The sequence below is a fragment of the Thalassospira sp. CA1 genome, assembly GCF_059052855.1.
This window is the reverse complement of record NZ_JBZCIA010000014.1, coordinates 17,731-38,348: the sequence shown is the minus strand read 5'-3', so window position 1 is coordinate 38,348 and position 20,618 is coordinate 17,731. Positions and strand designations below refer to the sequence as shown.

At 53.4% G+C, this 20,618-nt stretch carries 18 protein-coding genes; 6 read left to right on the top strand and 12 right to left on the bottom strand.

All coding sequences use genetic code 11. The annotated features are described in order from the left end of the window. The first annotated feature begins 18 nt into the window (after nucleotides 1-18). Nucleotides 19-1,944, top strand: coding sequence for a heavy metal translocating P-type ATPase (locus tag AC5Q5A_RS18670; RefSeq protein WP_493896211.1), 1,926 nt, complete (start codon nucleotides 19-21; stop codon nucleotides 1,942-1,944). 62 nt (nucleotides 1,945-2,006) lie between these two features. Here AC5Q5A_RS18670 and AC5Q5A_RS18665 read toward each other — a convergent pair whose 3' ends face one another. The 4 genes from AC5Q5A_RS18665 to AC5Q5A_RS18650 all read right to left on the bottom strand — a co-directional run bounded on the left by AC5Q5A_RS18665 (nucleotide 2,007) and on the right by AC5Q5A_RS18650 (nucleotide 8,170). Further along, a complete protein-coding gene (locus AC5Q5A_RS18665; RefSeq protein ID WP_493896210.1) occupies nucleotides 2,007-3,383 on the bottom strand; it encodes a PepSY-associated TM helix domain-containing protein in 1,377 nt (458 codons plus the stop codon). Nucleotides 3,384-3,522: 139 nt separating this feature from the next. Next, nucleotides 3,523-3,966 carry a DUF2946 domain-containing protein gene (locus tag AC5Q5A_RS18660; protein ID WP_493896209.1) on the bottom strand — a complete coding sequence of 148 codons (444 nt, stop codon included), beginning with the start codon at nucleotides 3,964-3,966 and terminating at the stop codon, nucleotides 3,523-3,525. A gap of 57 nt (nucleotides 3,967-4,023) precedes the next feature. Next, nucleotides 4,024-5,343, bottom strand: coding sequence for a glycosyltransferase (locus AC5Q5A_RS18655; RefSeq protein WP_493896208.1), 1,320 nt, complete (start codon nucleotides 5,341-5,343; stop codon nucleotides 4,024-4,026). Between the two features lie 43 nt (nucleotides 5,344-5,386). Further along, a complete protein-coding gene (locus AC5Q5A_RS18650; protein ID WP_493896207.1) occupies nucleotides 5,387-8,170 on the bottom strand; it encodes an ATP-dependent DNA helicase in 2,784 nt (927 codons plus the stop codon). A 101-nt stretch (nucleotides 8,171-8,271) separates the two neighbouring features. On the opposite strand from AC5Q5A_RS18650, the gene AC5Q5A_RS18645 reads away from it, so the two are divergent. From AC5Q5A_RS18645 to AC5Q5A_RS18630, 4 genes are all read left to right on the top strand, one after another. Continuing rightward, entirely contained in the window at nucleotides 8,272-9,129 is an 858-nt protein-coding gene (locus tag AC5Q5A_RS18645; protein WP_493896206.1) for an AraC family transcriptional regulator, read from the top strand. Between the two features lie 144 nt (nucleotides 9,130-9,273). Beyond that, the gene (locus AC5Q5A_RS18640; RefSeq protein ID WP_493896205.1) at nucleotides 9,274-10,329 is read left to right on the top strand and encodes a DNA cytosine methyltransferase; all 1,056 of its coding nucleotides are present in this window, start codon (nucleotides 9,274-9,276) and stop codon (nucleotides 10,327-10,329) included. A gap of 95 nt (nucleotides 10,330-10,424) precedes the next feature. Next, a complete protein-coding gene (locus AC5Q5A_RS18635) occupies nucleotides 10,425-13,412 on the top strand; it encodes an ATP-binding protein (RefSeq protein ID WP_493896204.1) in 2,988 nt (995 codons plus the stop codon). Continuing rightward, nucleotides 13,409-15,112 carry a response regulator receiver domain gene (locus AC5Q5A_RS18630; protein ID WP_493896203.1) on the top strand — a complete coding sequence of 568 codons (1,704 nt, stop codon included), beginning with the start codon at nucleotides 13,409-13,411 and terminating at the stop codon, nucleotides 15,110-15,112. The genes AC5Q5A_RS18635 and AC5Q5A_RS18630 overlap by 4 nt, the downstream gene beginning before the upstream one ends. Here AC5Q5A_RS18630 and AC5Q5A_RS18625 read toward each other — a convergent pair. The 6 genes from AC5Q5A_RS18625 to AC5Q5A_RS18600 form a co-directional block, all read right to left on the bottom strand. Continuing rightward, nucleotides 15,109-15,717 (bottom strand): LysE family translocator, encoded by a 609-nt coding sequence (locus AC5Q5A_RS18625; protein ID WP_493896202.1) that lies wholly within the window; start codon nucleotides 15,715-15,717, stop codon nucleotides 15,109-15,111. The two genes, AC5Q5A_RS18630 and AC5Q5A_RS18625, sit on opposite strands and share 4 nt — an antisense overlap. A 197-nt stretch (nucleotides 15,718-15,914) precedes the next feature. Next, entirely contained in the window at nucleotides 15,915-16,283 is a 369-nt protein-coding gene (locus AC5Q5A_RS18620; protein ID WP_120226462.1) for a hypothetical protein, read from the bottom strand. Nucleotides 16,284-16,461: 178 nt separating this feature from the next. Beyond that, nucleotides 16,462-16,899 (bottom strand): YqaA family protein, encoded by a 438-nt coding sequence (locus tag AC5Q5A_RS18615; RefSeq protein WP_063087747.1) that lies wholly within the window; start codon nucleotides 16,897-16,899, stop codon nucleotides 16,462-16,464. A gap of 30 nt (nucleotides 16,900-16,929) precedes the next feature. Beyond that, nucleotides 16,930-17,226 carry a putative quinol monooxygenase gene (locus AC5Q5A_RS18610; RefSeq protein ID WP_493896201.1) on the bottom strand — a complete coding sequence of 99 codons (297 nt, stop codon included), beginning with the start codon at nucleotides 17,224-17,226 and terminating at the stop codon, nucleotides 16,930-16,932. A gap of 182 nt (nucleotides 17,227-17,408) precedes the next feature. Then, nucleotides 17,409-17,834, bottom strand: a complete 426-nt coding sequence (locus tag AC5Q5A_RS18605) for an organic hydroperoxide resistance protein (RefSeq protein WP_008890243.1) — start codon at nucleotides 17,832-17,834, stop codon at nucleotides 17,409-17,411. Between the two features lie 143 nt (nucleotides 17,835-17,977). Continuing rightward, complete coding sequence (locus AC5Q5A_RS18600) at nucleotides 17,978-19,021, bottom strand: alpha/beta hydrolase (protein WP_493896200.1); 1,044 nt, start codon at nucleotides 19,019-19,021, stop codon at nucleotides 17,978-17,980. A 283-nt stretch (nucleotides 19,022-19,304) separates the two neighbouring features. Between AC5Q5A_RS18600 and AC5Q5A_RS18595 the strand changes: the two genes are divergently transcribed. Then, complete coding sequence (locus AC5Q5A_RS18595) at nucleotides 19,305-19,763, top strand: MarR family winged helix-turn-helix transcriptional regulator (protein WP_493896199.1); 459 nt, start codon at nucleotides 19,305-19,307, stop codon at nucleotides 19,761-19,763. Between the two features lie 6 nt (nucleotides 19,764-19,769). On the opposite strand, the gene AC5Q5A_RS18590 is transcribed toward AC5Q5A_RS18595, so the two are convergent. Together AC5Q5A_RS18590 and AC5Q5A_RS18585 are read right to left on the bottom strand one after the other, a co-directional pair. Continuing rightward, nucleotides 19,770-20,207: a DUF1801 domain-containing protein gene (locus AC5Q5A_RS18590; protein ID WP_493896198.1), complete on the bottom strand. Its 438-nt coding sequence runs from the start codon at nucleotides 20,205-20,207 to the stop codon at nucleotides 19,770-19,772. Beyond that, nucleotides 20,207-20,614, bottom strand: a complete 408-nt coding sequence (locus AC5Q5A_RS18585; protein WP_493896197.1) for an MAPEG family protein — start codon at nucleotides 20,612-20,614, stop codon at nucleotides 20,207-20,209. Before AC5Q5A_RS18585 ends, AC5Q5A_RS18590 begins: the two co-directional genes overlap by 1 nt. Nucleotides 20,615-20,618 lie beyond the last annotated feature (4 nt).

Genomic DNA, 20,618 nt, shown 5'->3' with positions numbered 1-20,618 from the left:
ACACATAAGGGGTAAGGCATGGCAAACACGCCACCGGTTGGTGTTCTTGAAAGGTGTGATGATACCTTGTCCGCCCCGGCCCTTAACCGCGCCATTCTGATCATTACCCTGCTTGCCATGGCGGGGCATTTTATCCTGATGTTTCCCGGGGTGTTTGGTCTGCCAGACATCATGCTGGGCCAACGCACGGCCGACCTCCCGCTTTTGGTTCTGTTTGTGGTGGGTGGCATCCCCATTTTGGCGCAGCTTGCAATCAAGCTTCTGCGGCGTGAAATGGGGGCTGATTTTCTGGCCGCCATTGCGTTTGTTACCGGCGTGGTGTTGGCGGAATATCTTGCCGCCAGTCTGATCATTTTGATGCTGACCGGCGGGCAGGTTCTTGAAGGCTTTGCCATGCGCAAGGCGTCCTCGGCCCTGAATGCCCTGGCCAAGCGCATGCCAAGTGTCGCGCATCGCAAATCCCCCGATGGCGAGATTACTGATATCGCGATTGATGAGATCGACATTGGCGATCTGATCGCGGTCTTTCCGCATGAAACTGCGCCCGCCGATGGCATCGTTGTTGATGGCCATGGCAGCATGGATGAAAGCTACCTGACCGGGGAGCCCTATGTGGTGGCCAAGGCACCGGGCACCAATGTGCTGTCGGGTGCGATCAATGGTGAGGCGGTCCTGATCATCCGGGCGGAAAAGCGTGCGCGGGATTCCCGTTATGCCCAGATCATGGATGTCATGGCCGAGGCCGAACAAAAACGTCCGCGCATTCGCCGTCTTGGTGATCAGATCGGTGCGTGGTTTGCCCCGGCGGCCCTGTTGTTTGCGATCTTGGTCGGGTATCTAAGTGATGATTCATCACGCTTTCTGGCCGTCCTTGTGGTGGCGACACCCTGTCCGCTTTTGATTGCCATTCCGATCACGGTGATGAGTGCGATTTCAATCGCCGCCCGGCGTGGCATCGTCATCCGCGACCCGACAGTTCTGGAACGCTTGCCCACCTGCCAAACCGCGATTTTCGATAAGACCGGTACGCTGACCTATGGCCGACCCGAACTGGTGGAGGTGCTGGCCGCACCCGACATGGATGGCAACCTTGTCTTGCGACTGGCCGCCAGCCTTGAACGTTATTCCAAACATCCGCTGGCCTCGGCGGTTTTGAACGCCGCGCGGGATCGCAAGCTGCCGCTTGATGAGGTTAATCATGCCTCGGAAAAACCGGGGCAGGGCCTAAGCGGGCAGGTCGATGGCCATGAAGTTGCCGTCACCCATCGCAACAAACTGATGAAATCCGACCCCGAGATCGCCGGGCTTTTGCCGGAAACGGCAGCGGGGCTTGAATGCGTGGTGCTTGTCGATGGCAAATATGGCGCGACCTTCCGCTTCCGCGATACGCCGCGCGCAGAGGGCGAGAGCTTCGTCGGCCATCTTGGCGACATCCATCACTTCAAAAAGGTCATGTTGCTGTCAGGCGACCGCGAAAGCGAGGTCAGCTACCTTTCCGAATTGCTGGGTATTTCCGAAAGCCTGGCATCGCAAAGCCCGGAACAGAAAGTTGCGATCGTCCGCGAAGAAACCGCCAAGGCCCCGACATTGTTCATGGGCGATGGCATCAACGATGCCCCGGCACTGGCCGTCGCCACCGTCGGTATCGCCTTTGGTAAGGAAAGTGCGGTGACGGCCGATGCCGCGGGTGCCGTGATCCCAGAGGCCTCATTGGTGACCGTCGACGAGCTTCTTCACATCAGCATGGCGATGCGCCGCATCCTTTTGCAAAGCGTGATTGGCGGCATGGTGCTTTCCATCGTTGCCATGGGCTTTGCCGCAGCAGGCTATATCACGCCAGTTGCAGGCGCGCTGTTGCAGGAGGGCATTGATATCATCGCGATCCTCAATGCGCTTCGACTGGCGATCCGGCATAATATTGATGCCGATATTGTCGAGGACTAGAACGACTGAGATGGAAAGTCGCGGCCCGAATATGTTTGCGGACCGCGACGAGATGGCAGGGGTTATGCCGTGCGCAATTTGCGCTGTGGGCGGGCGACCAGCAGGTAATCCAGAAGCCAGATGACGATCATCGATGCGCCAACAGTCGGATAGATGATGCCGCCGATGGCAAGGATGGCGGTGACCATTTTGAGCTTGCTTGTGTCGCGCGGCATCGGCGGGACGCCAAGGGCACCGGTTGGGCGGCGCTTCCACCACATCACGCCAGCCGATACCGATATGAAAATGATCAGGGCACAGATCACCAGCAGGATGATCTGATTGGCGATGCCAAATTCCTGGCCCATGTGAACATTGATGCCAAATTCCATGATCTTGCCGAACGGCCCGTAATCGGCATAGCCCATATCGATCAGGGGCCTTCCGGAATACTGATCCAAGTGAATGACGCGTTGAAGCGACAAGTCATCGGGATAGATCGATGCAGAATAAACCCCGGTCTCAGTGCGCGGCAGGGCAACCGCGTAGCCCGGTGTCAGCCCCATATCGTTAAAGGTTGCGACGGCCTGATCAATGCCGATGGGGTTTGGCGTTGTGGCCGGATTGGCTCCACCATCCACTGATTGCGGCAGGGGGATGTTTTCATTGGTCCAACTTACGTCGCCAAAGGCATCGATCATCGGAATGGTCGAAAGCGGCACATCGACCCGAACGCCGGACGGATATCCATTGGGCGTGCCATTGGAAAACTGGTTGGCATATTTGCCCCAGAATACCGACCAGAACATGCCGGTCCCTGCCATGAAGATAATGAATACACCAATGAAGATGCCGGTGACGGCATGGGCATCACGCCACCAGATGCGACGTTTGGGTGTTTCACGCAGGCTGACAACACCGCCTTTCTGATTGCCGCGCGGCCACCACAAATACATCCCGGTCAAAACCAGAAGGATCGCCCAGCCTGATGCAATTTCAATGATGTAATTCGGGATGGTGCCAAATTCGGCAAGGCTGTGAATGCGCCGGACCACCCACATGATGGTAGTGCGATCGGGCATATGCCCCAGAACGTCACCGGTATAAGGATTAACGTAAACCGCCTCGCGCCCGCCGGCCTCAGTGGCAATGACGATTTCGCTGCTGCGATCCGGACTTGCCGGGGGCATGACCTTGGCGGCAACGCCCGGAACCGCAAGGAGGGCGGCGTCAATCTGTTGGCTTATCGGAAGGGGTGTCTTGCCCGATGCCTCAACGAATTTAAGGTCGGCGTGATACCAGTCATCGATTTCATCGCGATAGACGTAAGCCGCCCCTGTGATCGCCATCAGGATCATGAAGGGCAGGATCAGAAGGCCCGCATAAAAATGCCAGCGCCAGACAGCGCGATACAGGCTTGTATTCCCCTGTGATGCCGGGGATTTCGAAGTGTCAGTCATGTTTCTTGTCCATGCATGTGCGCAAGGCGTGTGACGTCGACACGACAAGGGCACAGGTAATTTTGGGAAAAAGCAGATCTGAACGCGCAATTATCCTGTTATGGAACTTGCGGGTTTTCAGGCGTGCTAAGGCAAATGGTCAAGAAACAGCAGGCGGGGCGCGTGGCGATGGCGCAAGGGCACAGAAAACGTGCTTGCGCGCGGTAATGTGAAGGGCAGCAACGGCGTTGCTAAGTTCGATTGCTTGCGGTTCGGGAAGCTCCGGCGTGACCGGCATGGCAAAGGCATAATTACCCAAACCGCACAGCGCACATTCAAAGCCATCCGGCGCGTCTGCATTCTGGCCCGGCTCATCAGGGAGCCCATCGGCGCGGACCAGAACGGTTTTGAAAGTGGATCCGGTGCAAATGACAATCGGAATGCGCACCACCCCATCCATCACAGAGGCCAGTGACGCACCGTTGGCCTTTGCCATGGGAATATGCATGAAGCCAAACATGATGGTATTGGCAAGGAACACCACAGCCACCAGCGCCGAAAGGCCCTGTCTGAACATCAGACTGATATGGTGTTTGCGTTGCACGTGTTGCGATCCATCAAGCTTTGTCTGGATCGTGTTTAGGCGCTTCACCGGGATGTGTCAAAGGCTTCCAGTTTTGGGAAGGTCAGGTTGCTCAGCGGCGCGCGTGATTTGGGTAATCGCATTGGTGATGCCGTCTTCATCGGCGATCTGGTTTGCCAGACGTTCGGCGTTATTGCGATAGGACGGCGTTTCAAGGACGGTTTTGATTTGTCGGGCCAGCATAGCGGCATCAAGTTTTGCAGGCTTGATCGGGCGTGGCGCAACACCAAGCCTGTGCAGGCGCTTTGCCCAGAAAGGCTGATCGCCGAAAAACGGAATGATGATGGATGGACGACCGGCGCAGAGGGCCGCGGCACAGGTGCCAGCCCCGCCATGATGAATGACGATATCGACTTTCGGGAATAGCCAGTCATGGGGAACTTCACGCACCGCAAGGATGTTGGATGGCCAGTTAATGTTATCCATGCCGCCCCAGCCGGTTGCGATGATAGCGCTAACATCGGCCTGCGATACCGCCTCGGCAATCATCTCTGCCATCACGGTCGGATCATTGCCGTGCATTGATCCAAACCCGATATAGATCAGGTTTTTGTGGCGTTCGACGAAGTTTTGTACTGCCGGATCGGGTGGGTTTGTTTGGGTGGCTCCGTCCAAAAACCAGTATCCGGTGACGGTCGCGTGTTTCGGCCAGTCATCGGGTTGGGCAATCACCGCGTTGCCAAAGGCATGAATGATGCGAAGCCTGTCGGATTGGCAGGACTTCACAATGTCCAAAGACTTGGTCTCGATCCCGTTTTGACGTCGTACCGCCCAGCGGCAAACTTGCCGACGCAGCGTTGCGTTCAAAACCCGGTAGATAAGCTTGCCGGTCAAGCGGTTGTACCAGCGACCCAAGATACCGCTTGGGACAAGATCGGGAACGCCCATATGCGGATAATCGCCGGTCGGGATAAAGGACGGGATCAGTTGCGCCATCACAACCGGGATGCCGAAGTGCCTGCCAATCGGTAGCGCACCAAAGGTTTTCGGATGAAAAACGATGACGTCGGGCTTGGCCTGATCAATGGCGCGGAAAATATCATCAAGCAGCGTGTCCTGAAGACCGCGCGCCTTTTTACCAATGGACAATAATGATCTCAGCTTTTGAAAAGTCGATGCCTTCGGATCAGACGCACGGGCAAATTGAGGATCATCCATAAGCGCAATCAGTGCATCGGTCAGGGGCGCGAGTTCAAGATCATGATCGGTGATAAAACTGGCAAAGCGTTCCGGCGCGGCAACGGTGACCCGATGCCCCTTCTGGATCAGCCCACGACCCAGCGCGACAAAGGGCTGCACATCACCGCGCGTCCCATAGGTCATCAGCATGACATGCATGGTATGTCCTTTCCGCCGTCACAATTGAGGCTAAAGAAACCGATTAACCTTCTTCGCGATCCCGGTCATTGCCAAGGAAGTTTCGCGTTTGTTCAATCGCTTCGCGCAGGCCAACACGCTGGACCTCGACATCATCGGGGAAGGCACCCAGAAGCCGTGAGGGCATGCGGTTATCAAGCAACACAAACACACCGCGATCTTCGGCACGCCGCACCAGGCGGCCAAAGGCCTGCTTCATGCGCAATCGTGTCAGCATGTCGTCATAGCGGGCACCATGGAACGCCGATTTGCGTGCGCGGTGCAGGATATCGGGCCGGGGCCAAGGCACGCGGTCAAAGACGATCAGGCGCAAGCTATCACCCGGCACATCCACCCCGTCACGCACCGCATCAGTACCCAGCAAACAGGCATCGCGCTCCACCCGGAAAATGTCAATCAGGGTCGAGACATCCATGCCATCAATATGCTGGGCCAGAAGTTGCAAACCTGCTTCATCCATCGGCCCGGTCAGGCGTTCGTAAACTGCGCGCAAACGCGTAATCGCGGTAAACAGGCCAAGCGCGCCACCACCCGATGCCAAAAACAGCTCGCGATAGGCCGCCGCAATGTGGTCCGGGTTATCCCGGCCAAGATCATTGACGATAAACACGCGGGTTTGTTCGCGGTAGTTATACGGGCTTTTCATCGCCGCCCGGATGGCGGGCAGCGGCATATGGGCGGCACCCGTACGATCCTCCGCCACGGCCCAGTCGAATTCTTCGTCCCCTGTGCCATCACGCAGGGTGGCGGACGTTACCACCATGCCGTGCGCGGTGGGGGCAAGGGATGTGGTCAACGGGATGGTCGGATCAAGATAATGGCGATGCATGCCGACATCAAAGTCGCGGCCAAACTGGCGTTCAATCGCAAACCAGTCGACAAAGGTTTTTGGTGTTTCCTCAACCAGGGAAGCCAGCATTTCACGCCACGCACCAACCTGCATGATCGCGCGGCGTTCAAGCGAGCGGATCGCGGCATCAAGGCGCTGGCGTTCAGCACTGTCAAGCTCATCAGCCTTTTCATCGAGCATATGGGCGATGATCTTGATCAGCGATTTGGCCGGTTTTTCCATGGCCTCCAGCGCGCGATCAAGGTCGGCTGCACTGGCAAGAACCTCGTTCAATGCGGGTTTGCAATCGGTCTCGATTGAATAGCCACGATCCCCCTCGGCGGAGCGTGCCATCACCTGTGCCCGGACATGGGCCAAAAAGACCTCCGCCGGGCCCTTGGCATGTTGTGATCCATCATGAATGCGCGATAGCCAGCCCTGTTCGGGCAAGCATTGCGCAGCGACAATCACCGCATTGACGGCATCACGCAGTTCGTCACGATCAAGGATCAGCGTTTCAAGCCGTTGCTTCAGGCCACGCGCACGCGATGATCCCTTTTGCTCTGCGCCCAGAAGCCAACGGCGAAGTTCCTGCCCCTCCATCCCGGTCAGGTGGGATGAAAATGCCTTGTCCGCCGCGTCAAACAAATGATGGCCCTCGTCAAACACGTAACGTGTCGGCATGGATGCATCATCAAGCCCGCCGAGGGCTGCCTGCACCATGACAAGTGCATGGTTGGCGACCACGATCTCGGCCGAGCGGGCGCGGCGTACAGTCTTTTCGACAAAGCATTTCGAATAGTGCGGGCAGGCGGCATAGATGCATTCACCGCGCTGATCGGCAAGCGCCCCGGTAAAACGATTGCCCAGCAATTCGGTCAGCCAGGCCGGGAAATCACCGCCGACCATATCGCCATCACGGGTATGCGATGCCCATCGCGCAATCAGGCCAAGCGGGGTGGCTTGATGCGGTTGTTGATTAAGCGGTCTTTGCGCTTCTTCGAAATTCAGCAGGCAGAAATAGTTTTCCCGACCCTTGCGCACGACGGCCTTTAATCGCTTGTCCTTGGGATCGTCATACAGGCGATCAAGTTCCTGATCGATCTGGCGTTGCAGGTTACGGGTATAGGTCGAAATCCAGACCGCACCGTCATTCTTCTGGGCCCACAATGATGCCGGGGCGACATAACCCAATGTCTTGCCGGTCCCCGTTCCGGCCTCGGCCAAAACAATGTTTGGCGCACCATCATGCAGGCGCGGTCCAAAGGCGGAGCAGACAGATGATGCATAGTCGGCCTGTTGCGGGCGTTCTTCCGCGCCTTCGCCCAGAAGTTCCTTCAGGCGTTTACGGGCATCCTTGGGATCAACCGGATAGTTGGCAGGCGGCGGTGGCGGGGCATGTTCGGCCCATTCGCCAAGCTTTTTCCAGACTTTAAGGCCTTCATATACCGCATAACGATGCGGACCATCGCCATCGGCACCAAGGGCGGCCAGAACCGAAACACCCCACGGCCAGTGGCCGCGCGCCATCGGCCATGCAACCGACAGGGCCGGGCCACGTTTGTTGCGATGAAGGGTGGCGAGTTCCTGCAAAAGGCGTTTCATGGCTTCTGCCAGTGCCTCTGCCTGACCAATAAGGTCATCGGCCGGTTTCTGGCCCGTCGCCAATGCAATGCCGCGCGGGGTCGGCACACAAAACTGTGCCGGGCGGACAAAGGCAAACAGCTCCAGCAGGTCATGGGCCGGAAACGGATCGGATTTCAGCCGCCGTGCACAGGCCGGAGTATGGACCAGAATGGGGCGTGATGACCGCGCACGTTTGGCCGCGGCCCCGTGCGGGAGTTCCTCGATCTCGCCATCGGGCGATAAAAACACGGCATGACGCAATCCGACGACCATGACAGGTGCGTTGGGCGGCATGAAACGCGGTTGGGACTCTTCGGAACGATCATCGAACATTTGGGGCACTATAAGCAGACAGCGACAGTGGCGCCACCGGGGAAATTGACCTATCTTCGAATTTATAAAGCAAACACCCAAACACAAGAAGACGGACCACAATGGCAGCCCCCAATACCCGCAATCAGCATTTCTGGCGCGATGACGCCATGCCGTTTGTCGAATTGCGGCGCGTGGCGGACGGGCATCAGGTCTGCTATGAACGCCACAGCCACGATACCTTTTCCATCGGAACGGTGAAGGGCGGTTACAGTACCTATTGGAACCGGGGCAAAACCCATGAAACGCAGGCAGGCTCAGTGGTGATCCTCAACCCCGAGGATGTGCATGGCTGCAACCCGGTCAAGGGTGCGGATTGGGTTTATGACATGCTGTTTGTTGATCCGGACTGGCTTACCGATTTGCAGATTGAACTCGATGCCGACGCAGCCGGAAAGTTCGCGATGTTTTCCGATACGCTCAGCCATGATCCGCATCTGTATGAGGGTTTGATTGATCTGGCCGATATGCTGGCCAATCCGGATGTCGATATTCTTGGCAAGGAAACGGCATTGGTATCGTTCTTTGGCGATCTGCATGTGCAGCTTGACCGGCGCGGTGTGTTGGGAGGCTGCGAATTGCGCACCAACGGTGCGGTCCATGATCGAAAGATGGCCTGGGTGGGCGAGTATATCCGCGCCCATTATGCCGAAAATATCAGTCTGGATGATCTGGCAGCACTGGTTGGCTATTCCCGGTCCTATCTGGTGCGGGCGTTTAAAAAGACTTTTGGCATGACGCCTTATGCCTATCTGATCAATTGCCGGGTGCAGCGCGCACGCCATGCGCTCAGACGTGGGGAAAAGATCGTTGATGTCGCGCTTGAAACCGGCTTTGCCGATCAGGCGCATTTCCAACGCATTTTCAAACGCCTTATGGCGGCTACCCCACGGCAATATGCCCGGGCGCAAGCCGCCTGATAATCCTCATGACTTGAGGCCAAGGCTTGCAATTCATCTGAAGAAATATAAAACAGCAAGATTGTTAACCGATAACAGTCATCTGTGATTTATAACGGATGTCATGTATGGTTTTTGGGTATCTGCCTATGGGGGAGTAGGCACTTGAAATTGGAAGTTAGAATAGACGGATGCTCAGTGGTAAAAAAACTGCAAGCTATTGATTTATTTGCAGGTTCTGGTGCTGTGTCTTCTGGCCTCAAGAGTGCTGGGTTTGATGTTGTCGGCGCTTTGGATTTCGATCCCAAAGCGTGTGAGACCTATTCTCTTAATCATAAGAATGTAAAATTAGTCCGTGGAGATATAAGGAAAGTTCCTGCGCGAACGTTCGATAGGTTTAAGGGGCAGATAGACCTACTAATCGTTTGTGCCCCTTGTCAGCCATTTAGTAACCGGAATCGCAACCGCATAACCAAAGATGAAAGGGTTGATCTGGTTCTGAGATCAGTGAAGTTCATTCGGTCTCTCAAGCCATCTTTCGTTGTCTTCGAAAATGTACCTGGACTTGAGAAAAACCGCGTTTTTGAGAAGCTTTGTCGTGATCTCAATAAACTTGGTTATTCCATTCGACCGCCGCAAAAGGTTGATGCTGCTGAGCTTGGTATTCCTCAGCGACGGGTAAGGATGGTGCTTTGTGCTGCTCTACGTGAAGAATGGCTTGATGGCCTTTTCGATGTAAATAACTGCGATTCCATGACTGTTAGGGATGCCATTGGAGATCTTCCAGAACCTTCGTTCAATTGCGAAGCACTAGAAGATCCACTGCATTACAAACGTCGGCACTCGCCACTAAATCTCGAGCGCTTAAAGCATATACCCAAAAATGGCGGAAGTAGGCACTCTTTGCCGGAGCACTTGGTTTTGGATTGTCACAGGGGGTTAAGTGACAACGAATACCCAGATTGCTATGGGCGGATGTCATGGGAAAAAGCAGCGCCTACTTTGACGACCGGATGCACGGACTTCACACGGGGCCGTTATGTTCATCCGGAACAGGATCGGGCGATTACGCTTCGTGAGGCCGCGCGTCTACAGACGTTCCCTGACACATATAAATTTGCTGGGAACGCAAGCGAAATAGCTACGCAGATTGGCAATGCGGTTCCACCAAGAATGATGCAAGTTCTCGCAGAGCGTATCAAGAACGTATTATTAGCCTAGTAACCCCTTCTTAAGGGTGGAGGTATGGCTTTGAATGCAATTTTGGGTTGCCTGCCGTGAATTGCGTACGCTAAACCGGAGTTAAGGGAGAATCCATGGCGAAAATTGGCGTAAGAGCAAGGGCAGTTGATCTTTTGGGGCGGCAACAAATTGCTGGTATCCCGACAGCTATTCACGAGCTTTTCAAAAATGCTCACGATGCTTATGCCGAGCGTGTCGAAGTCGACTATTTCCGCAAACAAAGAATTATGGTTTTGCGTGATGACGGCTATGGAATGACACGTGCCGACGTGGAAAACCGGTGGCTCACTCTTGGCACTGAGAGCAGAGTAGGGGCTAACAGCGATGACGCTGTTTGGACTGGCCCCAAAAAACTGCCGCGTCGCCCGATGATGGGGGAAAAGGGGATTGGTCGTCTGGCCATCGCCGCTATTGCACCAATCACACTGTTATTAACCCGGGCTGTACGAGAAGACGGTGTCTCTGATCTTGTTGTCTGTTTGGTCCATTGGGGCTTGTTTGAGCAGCCTGGCCTTGAAGTGCAGCAAATTGATGTGCCGATTGCAGAGTTTAAAGATGGCGCGCTTCCAAACCGCGAAGATATTGATAAGCTTGTCGCAGATATTCGCAAAAACCTTGAAGTTCTTCGTCCTCAGCTTGGCAAGGGAAAATATGAAGAGCTAAGTGAAACGCTTGATCAAATCACTGTCGATCCAGCTGCATTTGACCTTCTCTTGGAAAAACAAGCAAAAGAGCGTGATCCTGAAGCTAAGACTTTTTCTCTTCGTGATGGAGGGTACGGCACTCAGTTCATCATGCTGCCGACTGCGCCAGAGCTTAATAGCGACATCGATGGCGATCGGACTGGAGATGAGGAAGCGACACCTCTGCAACGCAATCTATTAGGTTTCAGCAATTCGATGGAGGCAGATGTCCCTCCGATAGCGGCAAATTTTCGCGATCATCAGATAGATGGTTCCGTTCCAGATCATATTGCTCGCGGCATGTTCTTTACCAATCGAGAACTTAGAGACTGCGATCAATATGTTGAGGGTGAAATCGACGAGTTTGGGCAATTTAAGGGAACTGTCCGAATTTATGATAACGAACCTGTACGCTTTATCTGTAACTGGCCTGGAGCGAAAGGGCGCCTGACAAAATGTGGGCCTTTCAGCTTTAAATTTGGGTACCTGATGGGATGGGAGCGCGAAAGCCTTCTGGATCAGGGCGAGTACAAAAGCCTTCGGGATAAGTGTGAAGCGCTCGGTGGGATTTATATGTACCGAGATGGTATTCGTATCCTACCCTATGGCAACTCGGATTTTGATTTTCTGGACGTTGAAAGAAAGCGCGCGAAATCAGCAAAGGATGCATTCTTTTCGTTCCGGCGGATGGTCGGGTACGCAGCTGTGTCTCATGAAACCAATCCCAGTTTACAAGAAAAAGCAGGAAGAGAAGGTTTTCGACAAAACCAAGCATACCGAGATTTTCGACAGATTTTGATGAATTTGCTTGATCGGTTGGCAATCGAGTTTTTCAGGCGTGGTGGTGATCAATCGGATCTGTTCTGGGCAGTAAAAGATAGGGTTGATGCAGAGTTTAAAGCTGCGCAAAACCAAAGAAAGCGGGTTGAGGAACAGCGTAAAAATCTAGCAGATCACTTGAATAATTTCTTTTCATCTTACGAAAATGAAGAGTACTCAAAAGATGCTGCTGAGCTTGAGGCTAAATACCTTAATTTGATCAACCATATAGATGCTGCTGCAGATCCCACTGAATATGCCGAGACTTTGAACCGTCATAGAATAGAATTTTATAGGAGCATGCGAGATTTAGAGGCGTCAGCAAGGGTTACCAAGCCTGCCAGTCTGCCTATCAAAGGTGCTCTTTCTAAGGATTGGGCGCGGTATGGAGTCTTAATCTCGGACTTGCAAGAAAATGTGTTTGCTCCCGTAAAAGACAAAATCAGTGCAAGCTTACAGGAAGCTGGTCGCAAAATAGACGACGTCTATCGCTCCGTACAAGCTTCAGCTGCCTTGCAGAATAAATCAAATGAGCTGGTCAAAGAAGTGGCCGCTATTCGAAATGAAGCATATCAAGCCACAGAAGCGTTTAAACGTGCGTTAAGGGATACATTCAAATTAGAGTTCTCCAAGTTTAAGTCTGAAATGATGGATGGGGTAGAGAAGTTTACGCGCGACGCTGTTAACAGGCCCGACGATATCGAACGGTTGTATGCGGAGTTTCAGAACCGTTTTGAGCAAATCAATAAAGAACAATTGTTACATTTCTCCTCTGTCCGGGATCAAATGTTGTCGTTGATCGAAGATCTCAAAAGTGGATATACGGCAGATACGCGAGCTTTTGTTTGGGAGCAACGGGCTGAGCAACTCCAAGAGCAAGTGGAGTTCTACGAAGAGTACGCTCAGATGGGTATGGGCTTGGGGATTTTGCAACATGAGTTCGACCATGTTGCGTCTGATTTGCGTTCAGCCATTCACGAGATCCAGCCTTGGGCTCGCAGGAATGATGGACTTCTTCGTATATACAATCGCCTCAGAACAAGTTTTGAAACACTCGACAACTATCTGAAAATTATCGACCCCATCGGTCGAAAAATGCGTACTGGATCAGTCGAATTAACTGGCGAGATGATTTTAATTTATCTGCACCGGCTGTTCAAAAAACGGATAGACGAGAACGAAATCCGCTTTGATCCAAGCGCAGCATTTTTGAAGCACTCAATTACTGCGCGGTCGTCGGTTGTCCTGGGTGCATTTACGAACATCGTTGATAATGCGATTTACTGGCTAATCAATGAGGGCGAGGGTTCAAAGTGCGTAACGTTTGATGCAGACGCAGAAGGGTTTCTGATTGAAAACAATGGGCCCGGAATTCGAGCCAAAGACGTTGATCGAATATTCGAATTTGGTGAAAGCGATAAGTCTGGCGGTAAAGGAATTGGTCTATCAATTTCTCGAAGCACATTGCGAGCAGAAGGTTTTGATCTGACGCTTGTTAAGAGTGGCGAAAACGTTGGTCCAGTTTTCAAGATCCATACTGATCCAAGGGAGGAAACATGAATAGTATCGCGGAGAAGACAGCTTCCCCCTCGGAAAAGTGGAACGAATTTCAGTTTAATTCGGCCAAAAGTTTTATTTCAAACGTTGTTTTTATTGATGACAGGCCATGGGTTGAACAGGATCGGGGATCATCAGAGATACCTTTGCTCATAGAAAAGGATGATTCCGAAGAAGCAGCCATGGGCGCTGCCGAGGTGGTTGAACAAATTAAAGTCGACGCACCTCTGGATGCAGTAGAGGCGGTATCTTTGTCCGCCGACGAACACCATCTGAAGGTCAAAGAGCTGATTGCAAGTTTTGCTGATCAGGAAATCTCCGCATCTTTTTTGTTTCCAAGTTCCGATGATGACGAGACTGAAGTTATTCAGCAGGCCCATAAACTTAGCAAGATTGCGGATATCGTTGTCATAGATTGGTTCTTAAAAAACTCGAGCCCGGAACTAACATCAAAAATTGTCCAGGACTTAGTATCTGCATATCAAAAGGGTGAATGGCGAACACGGTTGGTATGCATTTATACCGGAGAAGAGGTCGATTCGCTCCCCGATAACCTAAAATCTAGGATTGTTGAGGAGTGTAGAGATGTTTCGTGTGTGAAGAACCACGACAACAGCCTTTCACTTGGTGAAGACGTTCGGATTATATTCTTGAATAAGAAAGAAGTGCTTCCAAGCGATTTACCTAAAAGGCTAATTGAAGATTTTTCGAAGATAACAGATGGATTGTTGCCAACGTTTGCAATTAATTCAGTTGCGGCATTGAGGAAAAATACTCATAGCCTATTGTCGGCCTTTTCAAAAGAACTTGATCCGGCAATTGTAGGGCACCGTATGTATTTATCTGACTCTGATGATGCAGAATTGTTTGGACTGGATATTCTAATAATGCAGCTGAGGTCCATACTTTCTACAAATACTGTTCACAGAGAATCTTTATCTCAAGAAAGATTTGAAAACTGGATAAATTTAAACTGCCCTAATCCTCGTGAAATAGAAGGTACCTCTCTTCCACTTTCTGAATTTCTTGATTTGATGGAGAAATGCTACTCAACAGCTCTGGGTCAACAACCTAAAGGGAAACAACGTAAGAAGTGGGAGAAGGCGGCTAGGCATGCGCCTTATCAGGATGAGCAACACCTCAGCAATGTCACCGTTCGAATGGGCAGGCTATCTAAGCTTATTCGTGAGTATGATGGAGCTATGCCCCTGCCTGAAAAGTGGCGGCCGACACTCGGTTTAGGGTCCATACTGAAGTCCGATGGTGGAAATGGCGCCGAGTACTGGCTTTGCGTGCAACCTCTTTGTGATAGTGTCCGAATGGACGAGCCCCGCTTCTTTCCTCTTTTAAAATTGAATCGGAAAGCTGATTGCGAAGCTCAGAACGAGGATGTGGGCAAGTATTGGCTCGTGGTGAAGGGGGATGAAACACACGCAGTACTGAGTTTGCGTGCGAACCCAAAAGATGGCGACTTCATTAAATTTGCCCCGGACTCAGCGACGCGCCGAGTGCTTGCTGAAAAACAAGGTGATGGTACTTTCGTTTTTAAATCTTGTGCAGCGAATGGAAATGAGCAAGCTTTTCAGTGGATAGCTGATGTAGAGCCGTTACAAGCGCAGAGGGCTGTGGCGGAGATGACTGCGCAGTTGAATAGGGTTGGAGTTGACGAATACGAGGCGCTTCGGCGTGGGTTGCCATTCTAATCTGCTAGTAAGTACAAAGCACTGGCGATCAGTAACACCGCCATCGCCCGGTTGAATGCGCGGATGCGGGATGGTTCGCCCAGGAAACGCGACAGGAACGCGCCCGCATAGGCCCAGCACGCGACCGAGGCAAAGCAGATGACAAAGTAAATGGCGGTGAATTCCCAGATCAGGGTTGGCGCGCCGGACGCGGCATAGGCGCCCATCCCGGCGATGGAGGCCAGCCAGGCCTTTGGGTTAAGCCATTGCATGACAGCCCCCGTGATCGCCTTTGGTCCAGATGCGGCATCGCCCTTGCCAAGTTCGCCGTTTGACGTTGCCAGTTTCCAGGCCATGAACAGCAAGAACGCCACCCCGGCCCACTGAATGACCGTGGTCAGTTGCGGGAAGGCTTCAAGCATTTCATGCAGACCCAGCCCGATCAAAAGCAGCAAAAGGCAAAATCCCGCCGTCGCGCCAAAAACAAGGCGAAGGGACGGGCGAAAGCCATATTGCACGCCAGAACTCAACACCAGAATATTGACCGGTCCCGGTGTGATGGAGGCGGCCAAGGCAAAGGCGGCCATCGAAAGATACAGGCTGAGTGTTGCGCTAAAGCCGGACATCTTGGTGTTCCTCGCACGGTGTGTTTTTTGTTGTTGATCAACATGCGCTGTCTGGCGTCGCGTTTATTGAACAAAATTGACCTGCGCGAAGGTGATTTCGGCTTTGGGCATAAAAAAACGCAACCGGATGTGGAGCCGGTTGCGTTGCGTGCTGTCGATATCCGTGTTCCGGTTGCTGTACCGGAACCGGTGTCAGATCAGCTTGTCGTCAGATCCATCAGAAGTGATGCACAGCGCTGAGCGATCTCGTTGTTGGGTTCGTCGCTGCCCGGCATGGTTGCCCAGCCTTTTGCAATCACGAAATCGTCGCGCTTGTAAGAGCTTTCAGCCTTGAGGGCCGTAAGTTCCGCCGTCTGATTGTTGGGCGAAAGCATTTTGAACTGGGCGACACATACCGGTGCCATTGCCGAGATCGTTGCTTCCTTGCCGCTTGCATCGGCCATTTCCTGCGCAGTGCCGCCAGACACCACCGAGCCGGTGCTAAAACCGACAATGGTGATCAGTGCGGCGCCGATAATGCCGCCCCAAATTCCGGGCTTTGTCCATGCAGGGATTTCGATAGCCATAAATAAAATTCCTTTTAATCAGGCCGTGAAAAGTATTTTTCGTGGCTCTGTTAGATAAAAAGAAAACATTGATGATGTAATATTACAATTGATTTATTTTTAAATATTTAAATCAAAGGTGGATTTTCTGAAGGGGAGCGGTTTTATTTTTCGATATTTTGAAGAATTATTTCATGATTCAACCGGAAAACATGTTCGACAAGCCAGTTGCCCCACCGGCAATCATGGCATAGCGCGCCGCCTTGCCAATGGTCACCAGAATGATGAAGGGCAGAAGGCGCACCCGCATGACCCCGGCAAACAGTGTGAGCGGATCCCCAATAATCGGAAGCCATGAAAGCAGTAATGACCACAGCCCGTATTTGCCAAACCAGCGCGATGCACGATCCAGTGCCTCGGCGGAGACGGGGAACCAGCGCTTGTGCTTGAAATGCTCGGCATAAAGGCCAAGCCACCAGTTGATGAGCGATCCAAGAACATTGCCGACCGTGGCGACCAGTACCAACAACCATATGGCATGATCACCGGACGCAATGAGGGCGGCCAATGCCGCCTCGGACGTGCCGGGCAGGATGGTTGCGGATGTCAGTGCGGAAAGGAAAAGGGCGAAAAGCACGTTTGAAAGCCAGTCTGATCAAGTCAGGCGTTATGATTTGAGACTGAATTTACGGACATCAAGCGGTTGTGCAAGCACTTCATCCTTGCTCTCGGCAAAGGCCTTTAGGTAGGGCATCTCGAAATGCCGGGCGAGGTCTTCTTCCGAGCGCCAGGTTTCATAGGCCAACCAGAGGGCAGGATCGTCATTTGACTGGTGCATGTCGTAGCTGATGCAGCCTTCCTCGGCGCGCGACGGTTCAACCAATGCCAAAAGCCGTTTGCCAAGTTCGTCTTCCATGCCGGGTTTGGCGCGTGCGGTGGCAACAACGGTAAGCTGCTTGGACATTTCGGTTTCCTGTCATTTTGATTGTTTGGCATTTTGATTGATCATCACCAACCACAGTGCAGGACAAATGTTTGTTTCACAAGCAGGCAGAGAACAGAAAAAGGCCCGGTGCGGGGGACACCGGGCCTGGAATTGCTGGTCAACAGTTTGGGGGGAGCTGACCAGCAGGGGGGAGACGAAATTTAGGCGATGGTCGTGGTCACATCGACATTGCCGCGAATTGCGTTGGAATAGGGGCAAATGGTGTGCGCCGTTTCCACAAGCTTCTCTGCATCGGCCTTGTCGAGACCTGGCAGCGATACAGTGAGCTCAACCGCGATGCCAAAGCCGCCTGCTTCGCGCGGACCGATACCGACTTCAGCCGAAACCCCGACGTCATTTGGCACCTTGATCTTGGTCTGGCCGCTGGCAGCCTTCATGGCGCCGATAAAGCAGGCCGAGTAGCCCATGGCAAAAAGCTGTTCCGGGTTATGACCGTCACCGCCAGCACCGCCGAGTTCCTTTGGCGTGGACAGCTTGACATCAAGCGATCCATCGTCAGTCGAGGCGCGGCCATCGCGGCCACCGGTTGCAGAAGCGAGTGCGGTGTATTTGACATCAACAGACATGGTTTTCATCCTTTGTTTAAACATTGGTTCGGTTGGTGATTACCCGGCTGTTAGGTTCATATGTCGCCGGGGGCGGGCAGGTGCAACCGCACCTACCCTAAAGAGTGTTAAAGTTTGGGGACAATTCCCCTGTATTCGTCGTGTTATTCGCCGTGCAGGGCGGTGTGGAGATACTGACCGGCCTGGGCAATTGCGCCTTTGGCAGCCGGGGTATCGGCAAGGGCATTGAGCATGACAAAGTCATGGATCGTGCCGTTGTAACGCGTGACGGTGACATCAACGCCAGCCTGGCTCAGTTTGCGGGCATAGGCTTCGCCTTCATCCCGCAGCACGTCGTTTTCCGCCGTAATCACAAGTGCCGGGGCCTGACCGGCAAGCTGATCGGCACTTGCATGGATCGGTGTGATTTTCGGGTCAGTACGATCAACGCCTTCGGGCAGGTACTGGTTCCAGAACCATTCCATCGCAGGCTCGGTCAACCACGGGCCGTTGGCAAATTCGGTATAGGATCCGTTGTCAAAATCGGCATCCGTCACTGGATAGAACAAAACCTGCGCGGTGATTTCCGGACCTTTGCGTTCCTGGGCCAGAAGCGACACCACAGCGGTCATGTTGCCCCCGACACTGTCACCGGCAATTGCCAGACGGGTTGGATCGATATTGAGCTGTTCACCATGTTCAGCAACATATTTGGTCACAGCGTAATCCTGCTCAATCGCGATCGGATAGCGTGCTTCGGGGGAGCGTTCGTAATCCACAAACACCAGGGCCGCATTGGCGCGAACCGCGAGTTCACGAACCAGACGATCATGGGTGCCGGTATCGCCCATCACCCAGCCTGCGCCATGGAAATAAACAATCACAGGAAGGCGATCAGTATTGCCCGCCGGGCGGATGATGCGGACCTTGGTGGCACCTGTTGGGCCAACACCAAAGACGGTGTCGGTGATATCAACGGCTGGTTTGGCAACGTCGCCTGCCTGTGCGCCAGCCAGAACGTTGCGGGCCTCAGCCGGGGTCAGAGTGTAGATGGCCGGGCCGCCAGACGCGGAAAGGACATCAATGAACTCCTGGGTGGTGTTTTCAAGAACCGGCTCTGCGAAGGCTGCGGTGCTGGTCAGGGAGGTCGACAATGCCAGTGCACCAGAAACAACAGCAGCGGCAACTTTTGAATTGAATGGGCTCATGGGTCTGATCCTTTAAATGGGCCGTCCGTGATGTTTGATGGGCGGCGTTGCGTTTTGTTGAATTATGTATCGCACACAATTAAGTCGTGCACGATATAAAAAAGAGAAACCCAGCCATGCAATAAAATCGCTTGTTATTTAATCGCGTGCGATTTAATTTGCTGGGCTTCGAAAATTTCAGACCCAAGATGTTTTGAGAAGACGGACATCGCCAGTGGGTATGGAAAGCGCAGAATTCTGCGCAATGCGATGTCTTGTTGACCCACAATAAAGGACCAGACCAATGGACAACTCATCCAAAGATGATCTGCTTCAGCTCGAAAAGTTTCTGTGCTTTTCGATCTATTCAGCTGGTCATGCCTTTAACCGGGTCTATAAGCCGCTGCTGGATAATCTGGGGCTGACCTATCCGCAATATCTGGTGATGGTGACCCTGTGGCAGGAAGATAATCAGTCAGTGCGGAGCATTGGCTCAAAGCTGTATCTGGAATCCAGTACGCTGACACCGTTGCTCAAACGCCTTGAAGCCAACGGACTGGTTAGCCGCAAGCGCGATCCGGAGGACGAGCGATCTGTGCGCGTCAGCTTGACGGACGCCGGAAAAGATCTGCGGAACAAGGCAGAAGAAGTTCCGCCCTGCATTCTTGAGGCCAGCGGACTTGATATCGAGACCGCCAAACGCCTGAACCGTGATTTGCGGACCATGCGCGATCAGATGGAGGCCGGCGGTCAGAAGGTTTGATCGCGGTTAGTTCGCCTGCTGTTTGCGATCTTGTTTCCGGTCCCGGTGATAGGTCAGCGCCCAGCCAAGCGCGGTTTTGATCGCCGGTTCAGGCAAGGGTCGATCCAGCGGCAGGATAATGGCGCGATTGCCCTCGGTCGTCAGATCAGCCGAGAGCAGGCTGCGCGTCCGGTCAATCAGGTCGGTCTTGCAATCAAAAAAGATCATGACCTGATCAGGTGTTTTGGCTTTCCAGTCGGCACGAATGGTGATGCCCGATCCGGATTTGGGCCGCCAGGCGGGTTCGCCCCACTTCAGGCTTTCGGTGATCGGGCCAGCCCCGTCAATTTCGCCCGCCAGTTCAAAGATCCAGCCCCGGATCGACATCAATGCCCGCCGGGCGTGCGCCGGGCAGGCATTGAATTTTGCCGCAACATCCGGGTTTGCGAAATCCCCAGACCCCATCACATGCCCGCAGCGCTCAGATTGCCAAGGGACTGGATCAGAAGCCAGACACCGCAGATCGCAAGGGTGATGTGCTGCATGACCATGGCCGGTGCGATGATGCGTTTGGACCGGGTCAGGGTGCCAATGGCATGCAAAATCCGGCTTGCGATCAGGATGGTAGCTACAATCCAGATGATGGTCGATGTTGCCAGGATCGCCTCGATGGCAAGGATCAGCAGAATGCAAAGCGGGGCGTTTTCAACGAAATTGCCATGCGCACGAATGCGCCGGCGCAGGGTGTTGTCATCGCCATCCCCGCTCAGCACATTAAGCTGGGCGCGCCGGATCGAAACCATCAGGCTGAGCACGGTCAGCATCAAAACAAATACAGCGGTGATAAAGATGGTTACGGGCAGCGGCAGCATGTCA